General features: G+C 72.2%; 10 protein-coding genes. 8 read left to right on the top strand and 2 right to left on the bottom strand.

The genetic code is table 11. The features are described from left to right. Positions 1 to 461: 461 nt before the first annotated feature. Entirely contained in the window at positions 462 to 788 is a 327-nt protein-coding gene (locus tag ACODT5_RS04035) for a restriction endonuclease (RefSeq protein WP_422517801.1), read from the bottom strand. Positions 789 to 1,718: 930 nt separating this feature from the next. On the opposite strand from ACODT5_RS04035, the gene ACODT5_RS04030 reads away from it, so the two are divergent. From ACODT5_RS04030 to ACODT5_RS03995, 8 genes are all read left to right on the top strand, one after another. Beyond that, positions 1,719 to 2,165 (top strand): hypothetical protein, encoded by a 447-nt coding sequence (locus ACODT5_RS04030; RefSeq protein ID WP_422517800.1) that lies wholly within the window; start codon positions 1,719 to 1,721, stop codon positions 2,163 to 2,165. A 202-nt stretch (positions 2,166 to 2,367) separates the two neighbouring features. Next, positions 2,368 to 3,477: a tetratricopeptide repeat protein gene (locus ACODT5_RS04025; RefSeq protein WP_422517799.1), complete on the top strand. Its 1,110-nt coding sequence runs from the start codon at positions 2,368 to 2,370 to the stop codon at positions 3,475 to 3,477. A 144-nt stretch (positions 3,478 to 3,621) separates the two neighbouring features. Further along, complete coding sequence (locus ACODT5_RS04020) at positions 3,622 to 4,599, top strand: hypothetical protein (RefSeq protein ID WP_422517798.1); 978 nt, start codon at positions 3,622 to 3,624, stop codon at positions 4,597 to 4,599. A 300-nt stretch (positions 4,600 to 4,899) separates the two neighbouring features. Then, entirely contained in the window at positions 4,900 to 6,762 is a 1,863-nt protein-coding gene (locus tag ACODT5_RS04015; RefSeq protein ID WP_422517797.1) for an HSP90 family protein, read from the top strand. After that, positions 6,763 to 9,681 carry a tetratricopeptide repeat protein gene (locus ACODT5_RS04010; protein WP_422517796.1) on the top strand — a complete coding sequence of 973 codons (2,919 nt, stop codon included), beginning with the start codon at positions 6,763 to 6,765 and terminating at the stop codon, positions 9,679 to 9,681. 95 nt (positions 9,682 to 9,776) lie between these two features. Further along, positions 9,777 to 10,808 carry a WD40 repeat domain-containing protein gene (locus ACODT5_RS04005; protein WP_422517795.1) on the top strand — a complete coding sequence of 344 codons (1,032 nt, stop codon included), beginning with the start codon at positions 9,777 to 9,779 and terminating at the stop codon, positions 10,806 to 10,808. Positions 10,809 to 10,915: 107 nt separating this feature from the next. Further along, positions 10,916 to 11,473, top strand: coding sequence for a hypothetical protein (locus ACODT5_RS04000; RefSeq protein WP_422517794.1), 558 nt, complete (start codon positions 10,916 to 10,918; stop codon positions 11,471 to 11,473). A gap of 62 nt (positions 11,474 to 11,535) precedes the next feature. After that, positions 11,536 to 11,958, top strand: coding sequence for a hypothetical protein (locus ACODT5_RS03995; RefSeq protein WP_422517793.1), 423 nt, complete (start codon positions 11,536 to 11,538; stop codon positions 11,956 to 11,958). A 57-nt stretch (positions 11,959 to 12,015) separates the two neighbouring features. Here the strand turns inward: ACODT5_RS03995 and ACODT5_RS03990 are convergent, their stop codons facing one another. Further along, positions 12,016 to 12,909, bottom strand: coding sequence for a hypothetical protein (locus tag ACODT5_RS03990; RefSeq protein ID WP_422517792.1), 894 nt, complete (start codon positions 12,907 to 12,909; stop codon positions 12,016 to 12,018). Between the last annotated feature and the right edge of the window lie 132 nt (positions 12,910 to 13,041).

The following is a 13,041-nucleotide window of genomic DNA, read 5'->3' as shown; positions in this document are numbered from 1 at the left end:
GGTCGACCCGACGTGCTTGCCCGGAACCGGCAGGTGCCCTCGCGCTCGAAGAACCCTCGCGGGGCCGTGGACCGGACCGCAGCCCGCCGCGCCGTCGCCTCCAGAGCCCTCGGCGCCTGATGGCTGGCGCGGACTGGCCGGTGGTGGCCGGGGTCGTGCCTGTGGCTGGTCCGGCAGCCGGTGTTCCTTGCCCGAACGTTGTGGACCTTCCCCGGAGCACGATCGTGCCGCCTTGCACAGCACCTGTACGGCGGCACAGCCGCGCACTCTTGTCCCGACCCCCGCCGTGCAGCGGCGGGCTTCCGGCGGTCGGCGATCAGCGGTCGGCGACCAGAACGCGCTGCAGGCCGACGCCAACCGCACCGCGCCACAGGCCTGGCACGTCCTGCCCGTCGACCCGGTGACATTTCGGCGGCGGCCTCGATGCCTCATCATCGCCGCGACTGCACGCGGCAGACCTGTCAGGGGTGTGCGGACAGTTCTCCTGAGGGCTGGTCCAGACGGTCGAGCAACCGGTGCAGGCCCCGGACCAGCCGGGCCCTGCCCTGCGCGTACGCCAGAACGCCGAGCCCCGAAGAGGACACCGACAGCCGGCGGTCCGCTTCGGCCAGCGAGTACCCCAGCAACTGCACCCGCGCGGACCCGGCCGGGAGGGCTGCGGCCCGGACGGTCAACTCCTCGCGGATCACCCGGGCGTGACCGGTCAGTTCCAGCGCGGCCAAGTCGATGTCCCGGATGGGCGGGGCCGTCGTCGTGGTCCAAGCGAGGACCACGGCAGTTAGCGTCAAGTGGACCTCCCGGTCCACGGGCAACGCATGCCCCCATCTACCGTCCGGATCGTGCACGAACCCCGCACCGGCCATCCCGACCCCCATCTCCCCTCGCATTCACCCAGGGCATCCCGTGCACTCTTCGGTTCATCCCGGCTCCGCGGATGCGCCGCCGACGGGTGGTGCATTCGCCGCATGCACCACCGTGGACGGAGAGCGCGGCCCTTCAACGAACCGGAACAAGAACGGTTCTGCACATACGTCCGCAACCGCCGCCCGCGCACCTGCCCGACATCGGGTCGTTGTGTCAGGCGCGGGGATGCACACCCGCACTCGGCACTCCGAGCGTGCCGGGTGCGGGCCGGCCTCACGAACGGGGCCGCACGGCCGTCGCCCGAGCGCCCCGCCGAGAACTCGTTCACTCACACGGGAATCCGGCCACGCATTGATCATCCGGGCCGCTACGCTCCCCGCCCATGACCACCCGCTCTCTACCCCTCGCCGCCTCCACGCTCGCCGTCTTCCTGCTGGCCATACCGCATCCGGCGAGGGCCGTGCCCCCGGCGGCGGCCGAAGCATGTGACTCCCGGGGGAACTCCTCCGTGGACGCGGGCGTGATCGCCTGGGAGGACGAGACGGCCCTGAACACCGCGCTCGCCTACGCGAACAGGCAGTGGAGCACCAACGGCCTCACGCAGGTCAAGCTCAAGCGGGACGACGCCTCCGACATCGCCGACCTCCAGTGGCGCGACGTCAACCGCACCGACGGAGACTGGGCCACGCGCGACGCCCAGTGGGCTCCGCACACCGGCGCCGACAACGTCTACTTCAACCTCGCCCGCCTCGGCGACGGCAAGGTCAACGGTACCGAGTACCACCGTGCGCACGTCGCGGCGCACGAACTCGGCCACGCCCTGGGCCTGTGCCACACCACGCACCATCGTGGCCGTGAGTGCGGCGGCCGCCCTCGTCATGGCCGCCGGAGGCTGGTACGCGTACCAGGAGATGCAACCGGTCGGCCAGGAGTCCCTGTACTCGATCGACGTCACCGACCCGACCGAAGTGGCCCCGGAGGCAGAGGACATCTTCCTCGGCGAGGTGGTCGAGGACTCCGGCGTGGAGACCGTCTCCGACGTCGACTCCCGCACCTACCGGGTGAAAGTGAAGGAGCTGATCCGGGGCTCCCTGAACGGCGAGGTCACGGTGACCGAGGCCGTCGACGTCTTCGACAGCAGCCGCGCCTACAGCGTCGGCGAGACGTACGTGTTCGCCACCAACTCCTGGGCGAAGCCTGAGAACGGGCACGCCCAGCTGTACCTGGGGCCGCCCGTACCGGCCGACGCCTCGGCGGCCGGGCGGTGGCGCGATGCCGCAGCGCTCCCGCGGACCCGGTAGACGGGTGAGGAATGCCCGGTGAGTTCGGGACCGCGTCCACGGCCAACCGGCGTCGCATCGGCGCCCCATCGGCGCTCCGACGTGTTCGCGCTGGGCCCCGTGTCGGGGCTTGTGCCGCTACGCCCGCTCTGCCCCCTGACCTCGCCTTATTGATGGCCAGAGGTATTGCGGAGAGTGATCACTTCGGGAATCATTCCCCGCCGTGACCATCTTCCTCGCCGTGGTGCTCGGCGTGTTCCTCATCGGGCTCCTCCTCTCCATCGCCCCCGGCGCGGCCGACCGCTGGGCCGAAAAGCACTTCGTGGCGTCCGCCTACGGTCTTCCGCCCCGCGAAGCGCTCGACAGCCGGCGCCCCGGTCCTCCCGCGCCGGCATACCGCGCGCAGGAGAGGCAGGCCGTCGCCGACGCCGCGTGGGAAGGGGACTGGAAGGCGGCCGCGCGGTACCTCCGTGCCGCGGGAGAAGACTGGGACGAGCGCTGGGACCGGCTCGAGCTCCTGCTGCACGTCGCGCAGAAGGACGGCGCCTGGCTCGACACCTGGCTCGACGCCGAGCCGGGGGACTGTGACGCGGCAACCCTCCACGCGAGGCTCATGGTCCATCGCGCCTGGGAGATCCGGGGCAGCGCCTTCGTCCACGCGGTCCCGGTCGAGGACATGAAGCGCTTCCGCGCCATGCTCCCGGCGGCGATCGAGGAGGCCCGCAAGGCCGCGCTGCTCGACCCCGCGAACCCGGGCCCCTGGGTCGTGATGATCACGGCGGCGCGGGGAGCGCAGTACGGCCACTCGCAGTTCAGGCCGCTCTGGAAGGAACTCGTCGCCCGCGCGCCCCACCACTACGAGGGGCACTGGCAGGCCCTCCAGTACTGGTGTGCCAAGTGGTTCGGCAGCAACCGGCGGATGATGCGGTTCGCCCGGGAGGCGGTCCGCAAGGCTCCGGACGGCAGCCCGCTCGCCGGGATCTACCTGCACGCGCTGAGTGAACTCGCCGACCGGTCCGCAGCCGTCGCGCTGCCCGTCACACCCATGACGAGGAGCCTGCTGAAGCGGACCGCCGCGTCGTTCGACCGGGTCGCGCCCGACGACGAACGCCTGCCGCTGCTGCGCCACCTGCTGGCGCACTACATGCTCCAGTCGATGATGTACGCGCCCGCCCTCCGGCAGTTCCGCGAGATCGGCCCGTGGTGCGGAGCCGAACCCTGGCGCAAGACGGGGAACCCGGTCACGGCGTTCGACACGGCCCGGGGCCGGGCCGTGAGGCTGTCCCGGAGCCGTCCGGCCTCGGCGGCGAAGGATTTCGGCATGACGCGCTGACCGGTGGTGTGAAGGAACGGTGTCCGGCCGTGCGCCGGGTCTTCGCGTAAACAAATGTGCGATCGTCGGGCGAGCGTGATAGTCACTTCTCTCATGGAGGGTGATCCATGCTCTCCCCGTTTGGAAACGGCAAGGGGTGGGGACATGGCGTTGCTCCGTCAATGGGGGCTTACGCTGGGGAAATGGGCCGGAAAGCCCGTCGCGCGGGTCCAGGAGGACTCCGGCGATCCAGACGTGCGGCGCGTGCGCGAGGCCGCCGCGGCCGCGGACTGGACCGCCGTCCGCGAGGTGCTCGAAGCACGTTCCGAGAGCGACGACCGGACCGAACTGCTGTGGGCCGTCGGCGATACCGCCGGGGTGGAGCGGTGGATCGTCCCGGTCCTCGAAGCGGACCAGGACGCATCGCTGGCCCGGCTCGTGGCGGGGATCCGTCACATCAGCTGGGGATGGGAAGCCCGGACCAGCGCCCGGGCCGCGCAGGTCTCGAGCAAGCAGTTCGAGGTGTTCCACGAGCGGCTGCGCACCGCCGAGCAGTGGCTGTACGAGGTGGCCGAGCGCGAACCGCGGTGGACCTCGCCCTGGTACGGGCTCCAGGTCACCGGCCGCGGCCTCCAGGTCGGGTCGACCGTCGCACGCCGCCGCTTCGAGGCGACCGTACGCCGCGATCCGCAGCACCTGGGAGCGCACCAGCAGCAGTTGCAGCAGGTCTGCGAGAAGTGGGGCGGCTCGCACGAGGAGATGCACGCCTTCGCCCGGGACTCCGCGTTCGGCGCACCCGCCGGCACCCAGCTGGGCCAGCTCGTCGCCATCGCGCACATCGAACAGTGGCTCTCCCTCGACTCCGGCCCGGACGACGCGTACATGCGCGGGCCCGAGGTCGCTCAGTCCCTGCGGGAGGCCGCCGATCATTCCTTCCGGCACCCGGACTTCGTCCACCGGGCCGGGTGGGCGCAGATCCTCAACACCTTCGCGATGGCATTCTCGATCGCGGGGGACCGCGAGCGGGCAGCGGAGTGCTTCCGCGCCACCGACGGCCGGGTCACCGAGTTTCCCTGGTACTACATCAACGGCTCCGACCCCGCCGAGGCCTACCGGAAGCATCGTTCCTCGACCGGAGGCTGAGCGCGCCGAGCCGTCGGCCGTCGGCCGCCGCCGTACGCCCGAAGGCCGGCACGGCACGGTCACTCCCGGCTCCGCGCCGCGACCGCGCGACGACGCCCGTGCGCTGACAGCCTGCGTTCCGGGTCCCCACCCCGCCTTCCGACAGACCGTGCTCCCGGTCCCGACCCGCGCAGCCGGTGCGGGTGCCGGCCCCTGACGACTGGTCCCGCACGGCAGCGCCGCGCAGCCCTTCCCGCCCCCCGCCCTTCCCGCCCGCGTCGCCCACGATGCGGACGGGGCCCCACCGAAAGATTCCGCCAGGTGCCCGATTCCGAGACGTCCCACACTTTCCAGGTCGACCTTCGCGGCCTCGTCGACCTGCTCTCCCACCACCTCTACTCCAGCCCCCGCGTCTACCTGCGCGAGCTGCTGCAGAACGCCGTGGACGCCATCACCGCGCGCCAGGCCCTCGCGCCCGGCTCCCCGGCCACCATCACGGTGCGCACCGGCGAGACCCTCACGGTCACGGACACCGGCATCGGTCTGACCGAGACCGACGTGCACCGGTTCCTCGCGACCATCGGCCGCAGCTCGAAGCGGACCCCCGACGGGGCCCTGGACGGTGCGGGACTCGACGCCGCGCGCGGGGACTTCATCGGCCAGTTCGGCATCGGTCTGCTCGCCTGCTTCGTCGTCGCCGACGAGATCACGGTGCTCAGCCGCACGGCGGCCGACCCCTCGGCGCCCGCCGTCGAATGGCGCGGCCACTCCGACGGCCGCTACACCATCCGCACCCTGCCCGCCTCGGCCGTGCCGGAGCCGGGCACCACGGTGCGCCTCACCCCGCGGGCCGACACCGCAGAGTGGACCAGCCCCCAGCAGGTCGTCTCCCTGGCCAGGCACTACGGCGGCCTCCTGCGCCACGAAGTCACCGTCGTCGGACCGCGCGGCGAGACCCACACGGTCAACGAGACACCGCCCTGGGAGCAGGCCCACCGCTCCCCGCTGGCCCGCCGCGAGGCGATGAACGCGTACTGCCGGAACCTGTTCGACTTCACCCCGCTCGACACCATCGACCTCGACCTGCCGGCCGCCGGGCTGCGCGGCGTCGCGTACGTCCTGCCCACGGCGATGAGCCCGGCGCAGCGGGCCGGCCACCGCGTCCACCTCAAGGGCATGCTGCTCACGGACCAGGCGCCCGAACTGCTCCCGGAGTGGGCGTTCTTCGTCCGCTGCGTCGTCGACACCACCAGTCTGCGGCCGACCGCCTCGCGGGAGTCCCTGTACGAGGACGGCACGCTGTCCGCCGTACGGGACGCCCTGGGCGAACGGATCCGCGAATGGCTCACCGGGCTCGCCGCCAGCGACCCCTCCCTCCTGCACCGCTTCATCGAAACGCACCACCTCGCCGTGAAGGCCCTCGCCCGCTACGACGACGAGCTGCTGCGCATCGTGCTGCCGTGGCTTCCCTTCGAGACCACCGACGGCAACGTCACGCTCGAGGAGTTCGCGCGCACCCACCCGACCCTCCTGGTCACCCGCAGCGTCGAGGAGTTCCGCCAGGTCGCACCCGTCGCCTCGGCGGCCGGCCTGGGCGTCGTCAACGGCGGCTACACCTACGACCGCGACCTCGTGCTGCGCTTGCCGGAGATCCGGCCCGGCACGTCCGTCACCGACCTCGACCCGGCCACCGTCACCGCCCACCTCGACGCCGTCGACCCCTCCGCCGAGCTGCGCGCGGCCGCCTTCCTCGCCATCGCCCGGGAGACCGTCGGCGTCCACGACTGCGACGTCGTCCTGCGCGACTTCCAGCCCGTCACGGCTTCCGCCCTGCTCCTCGACAACCGGGAGGCCCGCCACGAGCGGACCAGGTCGAGCCTGGCCGCCGACAGCGACGGTGTGTGGGCGGACATCCTCGGCTCCCTGCGCAACGAGACCCCGCGGGCCCAGCTCGTCCTGAACCACCTCAACCCGCTGGTACGCCAGGCGATCACCATCGCCGAGCGCGGACTGGCCGTCACGACCGCCGAAGCCCTCTACGGCCAGGCACTGCTGCTCAGCCGCCGCCCGCTCCGGGCCAGCGAGAGCGCCCTGCTGAACCGGGCCTTCATCGGCCTGCTCACCCACGCCATGCACCACAGCGGTACGGCGGCACCCGGCTCCGAGCCCCGGAAGGAACTGTAGATGCTGGACACCCCCGAGGCCGTGATCGAGGCGCTCCGCGAGAACCACGACAGGCCGCACGGCCTGCACCGCACCGTGACCGCCGAGGAGATCGTCGACGCGGCCGAGCTCCTCGACGAGCCCGACACCCTCGTCACGGCCCTGCTGGAGCTGATGTCCTCGTACGAGTTCACCGGCGAGCACCGCAAGTCGCCCGTGGTCTTCGCACGGCTGCTCAAGCTGTGGGACACCGCCCCCGGCACCTTCAGCCAGTGGGAGGCCCATCAGGTCTTCTGGCGCTTCAAATGGGTGACGACCTCCCTGCTGCAGGTGCCGGAAGTACCGCTCGCCGCCATCCACGGATGGCTCGAGACGATGCGCGGCCGCTACGCGGCGGCCGACCACGGCATGCAGCCGGTCGCGGCGATGCGCTACCACATCGCGCACCACACGGGCACCGGCCTCGCCGACGCCTACGACCTGTGGGCCACGCGCCCCCGTACCGAGTTGAGCGACTGCGAGGCCTGCGAGATACGGCACCTCGCCCAGCACCAGGTGGAGTCCGGTGACCTCGCCGGGGCCCTGGAGATCTGGGGTCCGGTCCTCGACGGGGAGACCGGCTGCACCGAGGAGCCGCAGCTGAGCCGCTCGCGCTCGCTGCTGCCGCTGCTCCGCTCGGGCCGCGCGGACGAGGCCCGCTCCCACCACCTCAGCGGCTACCGCCGGGTCCGGGGGAACACCGGCACGCAGGAGGAGGTGGGCCTCCACCTGGAGTTCTGCGCCCTCTCCCGCAACGAGGGGCGGGGGCTGGAGATCCTCGCGGAGAACCGCCCGCTGTTCGAGGCCACCGGCGCGCCACTGGCCCATCTCGGCTTCCTCACCGGAGCGGGGGTGCTGCTCACCCGCCTCGTCGAGGACGGGCACGCCGACACCGCGGTCGCCGGGCCGCCCGGGCGCGACTGGAGCGCCGACGCGCTCCTCGCCCACGTACGCTCCGAAGCCGGCCGGATCGCGGCCGCGTTCGACGCGCGCAACGCCACCAGTGCCGTGGGGGACCGGCTGCGGACCCGTCTCGCGGGGCGCCCGATCCTCGACGAGCCGCTGTCGCTCGGCCTGCGCGCCCGGACCCCCCGCCCTTCCGCGGCCGTCAGCGCGGCGGCAGCCGTCGCCGTGACGCCCACCGCCGGAGCGGACCTTTCCCAGGACTTCGCCACGCTGGTCCGCGAGGCACGCCGGCTGGCCGCCGCGGGGCACCCCGGGGAGAACCGGCTCTGGGACCGCGTCGAGGAACGCCTGGCCGACGGCAGCGCCGCCCCCGGCGAAGAGCTCGGCCCGCGGGAGCTCCTGATGGCAGAACTCGCCGACCAGCGGGCTTATAAGCTCGCCAGGAAGGAGAGCGACGAGGAGAGCGTCGTCGAGCTGAAGCGGGCGGCCGAGCTGTACGAGGGCCTGGGGATGCCCTGGCACGCGCTGTCCGCGCGTTCCCGCTCCCTGGCCTGGCGGAACACCTCCGACGACGCGGACCACGATGCGACCCGCGCGGCCCTCGACGAGGTCGTGGCCGAAGCCGAGCGCCTCGTGGCCGAGGATCCGCTGACGCAGGAGACCACGCTGGAGTACCTCACCGTGCGCTACTCCGATGCCTTCGCCGCCTACCAGGAGGCGGTGCGGGACCTGCCGGAGACCGAGGGGGCCGCCGCGGAGCGGTTCCAGGAGCGGGCCCGGACGCTGCGCGCCGAGGCGGAGCGGCTGTCCGTACCCCACCACGTGGCCAACGCGCTGCAGCTCACCGCGGACCTGTCCGGCCGCGGGGGCGACACGGACGCGGCCGAGGAACTGCTGCGCGCGGCCCTCGACGCCGTGGACGCCTCCGAGCGGCCCTGGCGGGGTACGCGCCCGCGCGCCCTGCTCGCGCAGTTCCTGCTCGCCAAGGGCGAGCCGGACGAGGCGGCGGAGCTCCTGCACCGCGCGCTCGCCGACGCGGCCCGGTACGACGACACGGACTTCGCGCTGGCCCCCACGTACTCCCTGCTCGGGCACGCGGCCTCGCACCTCGGCGACCTGAGTGGCGCCGTACGCCATCTCTCCGAGGCGGCCGCGCTGTTCGACCAGGCCGGGGACCAAGCCGAAGCCACCGACGTACGCCTCCAGCTCGCGGACGTCCTGGGGCGCGGCGGCCGGCCGGAGGACGCGGTCGCGGTCCTGGAATCCGTCCTGGGGGACGAGGCTCCCGCCCCGGACAACGAACGGGCCTTCGCCCAGGCGCGCCTGTCCCTGGGCCGCGGACTGCGGGAGCTCGGTGAGTACCTGCCCGCGGCGGAGGAGTTCCTGCGGCTGGCGGACACCGTCGCCGCATGGGAGGACGACCGCGAGGTCCACACCATGGTGGCGGCGGAGGCGGCCGTCACGCTGGCGATGGCCGACCGGTGGGACGCGGCGGCCGCGGCGTACGAGCGCGCGGTCGCCTCGCATGCCGAGGCGCCGAACGCGTCGCTGCTCATCCACATGATGTGCCAGTTCGCGCGTCTCACCGTGTCGGCCAGGGAGGCCGAAGGCCTGGACGCGGCGCTCGAGCACCTCGCGCGGGCGGACGCGGTCCGCGCCGGAGTGCCGCAGGACGCCGAGGACTTCGCCCCCTGGTTCGAGCGCGGCACCGTGCACTACCGCCGCGCCTGTGTCCTGGCGGAGGTCGAGCGCTACGAGGAGGCCCTGCCCGAGGCGGAGGCGGCCATCGCGGCCCACGAGGAGGGCGGCGAGCACGGCGAGGTGCCGCGTGCCGAAGCGGTACGGATGGCCGCCCTGATCGAGGGCAAGGGCCTCGGCCGCTTCCAGGGGGCCGTCGCCCGCCTCACCACGGCGGCGGCCCGCTGCCGGCAAGGCGGCCTCACCGAGGCCGCCGACATCCTGGAGGCCCTCCGCCAGGACTATCTGCGCCGCTGACACTCCGCCCCCGTCCACGTCTCCGCCCCCGGCCCGTCACCCGGTTCGGGCACACTGTGCCCCGACCGTTCGACCGGGGCCGAGGGGTGGGGACGATGGGTGGCAACGCCGACGCGGACGACCGGCGGGCGGGCGCTTCGCCGCGGGGCGGGCTCCGCGCAGTGACCACGGTCCGTACCCTGCCGGGGTCGTTCGGGCCGGGCACGGTGGCGATCTCCCCGGACGGGCGCCTCGGCCTGTGCGGAGGCGGGAACGAACCGGTCCGGCTGTGGGAACTCGCCACCGGGACACTCCTGCGGGACCTCGGGGCGGACGGCTCGGGCTCGGCCGGGGTCGCCGTCCCAGGGCAGTGGGTGCTGGCGAGCGGTGACGGCACGTTCATGCGGTGCACGGTGACCGGCCGGGTGAGCCGGTTCGACACCCTCAACCCCCTCGGCCAACACCCGTTGTCCAGGGGCCCGCACCATGATCGCAGCACGGGCGCGAGCGGCGACCGGGGCGCGGTCGCCTACAGCTCCACCGGCCGCTTCGCGCTGGCCATCTGCGTGGACCGTGCCCTGCGGATGTGGGACCTCGCCGACGGCACGTGCACGCGGACGCTCACGGGACACACGGTCTGGCCGACCGCGGTGTGGCTCGCCCCGGACGCACGCCGGGCGGTGTCGGCCGGCTCCGACGCCGAGATCCGGGTATGGGACGTGGACGGCGGTGAGTGTGCGGTGTTCCCGCACCCGGGCTCGTGGGTCTCCTCGGTGTGCCTGAGCCCCGACGGCCGCCTCGTGCTCGCAGCCGGCCACCACGGGGACCGCACCCTCTGGCTCCTCGACGCCGGCACGGGTGACCTCGTGCGCGCCTTCGAGGACGTACGGGACCCCCGCTCGGTCGCGGATCCCGAGGACCGTTCCACCGAGGTCCTGACGGCCCGGTTCACCTCCGACGGGCGCTTCGCCGTCTCGGGCGAGGACGACGGCCGGATACGGATCTGGGACACGACGACCGGCCGCTGCGCACGCACCCTGGACGGTCACACCGACGAGGTCTACGGCGTCGCGCTCACCCCGGACGACCGCTACCTTCTCTCGGGGAGCTCGGACGGCACCCTGAAGCTGTGGGAACTCGACTGGTAGCCGACGCCGTCCGCCGCCACTCTGCTCCCGCTCCCACGAGCTGGGGCACGCCCTCGGCCTGACAAGGCGAATTGCCGAAAGCTGTGGGTCTCATGAAGAAGGTGTGGATGATCGCACCGGCAGCCGCCGCCGTACTGGCCGGGGGCGGCGGCTGGTACGTCTGGGACGCGCACGCGCCGGAGCCTGCGGCACAGCTCTGCGATGCCCCGTACGGCACGGACACGGAAGTCGCCACCTCCGCGCAGGGCATCGCAGTGGTGGAGGCGACGGGCCCGGCCGGACCGGTCTCGCTGGAGGGGATCTCCGATGCCGAGGCGCGGAAGTTCGTGACAACGCCGGTGCGCGTCCTGGAAGTCGTGAAGGAGGAGTGGGCGCCTGCGGTGGCGATTACCCAGCGAGTGCAGTCCGGCGGGACCCCGGGCAGCTACACCCTGACGGTCACCCCGAACCGGCATGAGGTACTTCTTGAGGCCGGCCGCCAGTACGTGGTGGCCGTAGGCCCCGGAGACCTGACGGCCGGTCCCGGGACGAACAACTACGGCTTCGCGTTCGCCGAGTCCGTCCAGCCCGCGAAGCGAGGCGTGGCCGGGGAAGCCGCCTACTGGCGGGCCGTCCTGGCGAAGGCCCCGCCGAAGCCACCTTGCAACGACACGGTCACCAGCTGACCGACGGGGATTCGGGACCCCTTGGTCATTAGACTCTCCGCAACTTATGAGTGAGGAGATCCATGAGCCGATCCCGTAGGGCCCTGCTGATAGTGGAGTCGGCTCTGGTCCTTCTCCAAGCAACCCTGGTTGCTGGTATCTGCTTTGTCTTCGCCCCGCTGATGATCGGCGGACTCGGTCCGCACGCCTACGAGGAAGGCACTCCTGGAACCGGTGAGAGAGTCGGCTACCTGGCTGTGGCGGTAGTCGCGGGTCTCATCTTCCTCATCGCGAGCGCCTGGTATCTGCTTGGCCTGATTCGTTCATTCCTCAAGGACGTTCTGCCAGGCCGCCGGGCTCAGGTGGCGTGCGTTCTCCAGGCCGTTCTGCTCGTGGGCGCCATCGTGGTGGATATGGCGCCGCTGATCATCATCACCGCCCCATCGCTGCTCCTCATGGTCTCCGCCCGGATGCTCGACCGAGGCCGCGGGGCAGTAACGGCCTGACAGTCGAGGGCCCTGGACGACACCTCCGGGACCCGCGCGCATGTGCCGACCGGCGGATCAGGCATGCCGCGTAGGCCGCGTGGTGAGGAAGTGGCCAAGGGCGGTGAGGGCGAGGGTCAGTAGCGTCACCGCGGTGAGGGCGATCAGTGTCTGCCGGTCCGGGTGGGCCACGGACTGGCCGCGTCGTGCCTGCCAAGTGAGTACGGCGAACAAGCCCGTGTACCAGCAAGCGAACGCGCCGACGATCAGGGTCCTGACCCCGTCGTCGAGCCGCCGGTGGAAGAGGGTCCCGTACAGGTGGATCACGGCGATGAGCAGGAGCAGGACGTGGATGGCGTGCATGCTGACGAGGTGCGGTACGCGGAGGTCTCCGCCGGTCAGGCTCCATCCGGTGAGCGGCATCCCCCGCCCGTCGGGATCGCCGATCCCGTGAGCGCCGCTGCGCACGACCGGGTTCCCGGCCGCGTCCGGGACGGTACGGGGCTCGCTGGAGAGGGTACTGAGCCAGGCCGCCACGGCCATGCCGGCGGCAGCGAGCGTGAGCCCCGCGCCCAGGGCGACGGTGAGCGCCCGGTCGGTGCCGGACTGGAACAGCACCAGCGTCGCGATGACCAGGGTGGCCACGAGGAGCGGCATGACGCCGATCGAGAAGGCCGTGGCGACATTCCGGGCGACGGCGTCGGGGTTCTCGTTGAAGTGGCTGTAGGTGCCGTGGGCGGCGGCGTAGACGACGGCGCAGACGTCGATCATCCCGGCCGCGGCGATGACGCTGCCGGTCCACCATCCCAGCCGCCGCCCCCTGTTGAGCCTGCTCAGGAGCCAGGCGAGCGTGACTCCGTAGATGCCGAAGGCCACACCGAACTTCATCGGTTTGAACCAGAGGGATTCACCCAGGAGTTGACGGTCGTCGACCAGTGCGGCGACGGCGCAGATCAGCGAAATGGCAAACATCAGAGCAGAGTTCAGGATGAGTGGGCGATGCCATTGCGGCACTGCCGGTGAACGGTTCACGGGTCCTCCAGGAGCGGGTGCGGTTCGTGCTCGCCACGCTAGGAACGGACCCGCCCCGGCCGCGTCCCCTGC

Origin of the sequence: Streptomyces tatrensis (genome assembly GCF_049310065.1) — a bacterium.
GTDB lineage: Bacteria > Actinomycetota > Actinomycetes > Streptomycetales > Streptomycetaceae > Streptomyces.
The sequence above is the reverse complement of the archived record's forward strand: the minus strand, read 5'-3'. Positions and strand labels throughout refer to the sequence as shown.

Excerpts from the sequence above, each read along its gene's own strand:
- ACODT5_RS04000 (WP_422517794.1), top strand. The coding sequence starts at position 10,916 with ATGATCGCACCGGCAGCCGCCGCCGTACTGGCCGGGGGCGGCGGCTGG.
- ACODT5_RS03995 (WP_422517793.1), top strand. The coding sequence starts at position 11,536 with ATGAGCCGATCCCGTAGGGCCCTGCTGATAGTGGAGTCGGCTCTGGTC.
- ACODT5_RS04005 (WP_422517795.1), top strand. The coding sequence starts at position 9,777 with ATGGGTGGCAACGCCGACGCGGACGACCGGCGGGCGGGCGCTTCGCCG.
- ACODT5_RS04010 (WP_422517796.1), top strand. The coding sequence starts at position 6,763 with ATGCTGGACACCCCCGAGGCCGTGATCGAGGCGCTCCGCGAGAACCAC.
- ACODT5_RS03990 (WP_422517792.1), bottom strand. The coding sequence starts at position 12,909 with ATGTTTGCCATTTCGCTGATCTGCGCCGTCGCCGCACTGGTCGACGAC.
- ACODT5_RS04020 (WP_422517798.1), top strand. The coding sequence starts at position 3,622 with ATGGCGTTGCTCCGTCAATGGGGGCTTACGCTGGGGAAATGGGCCGGA.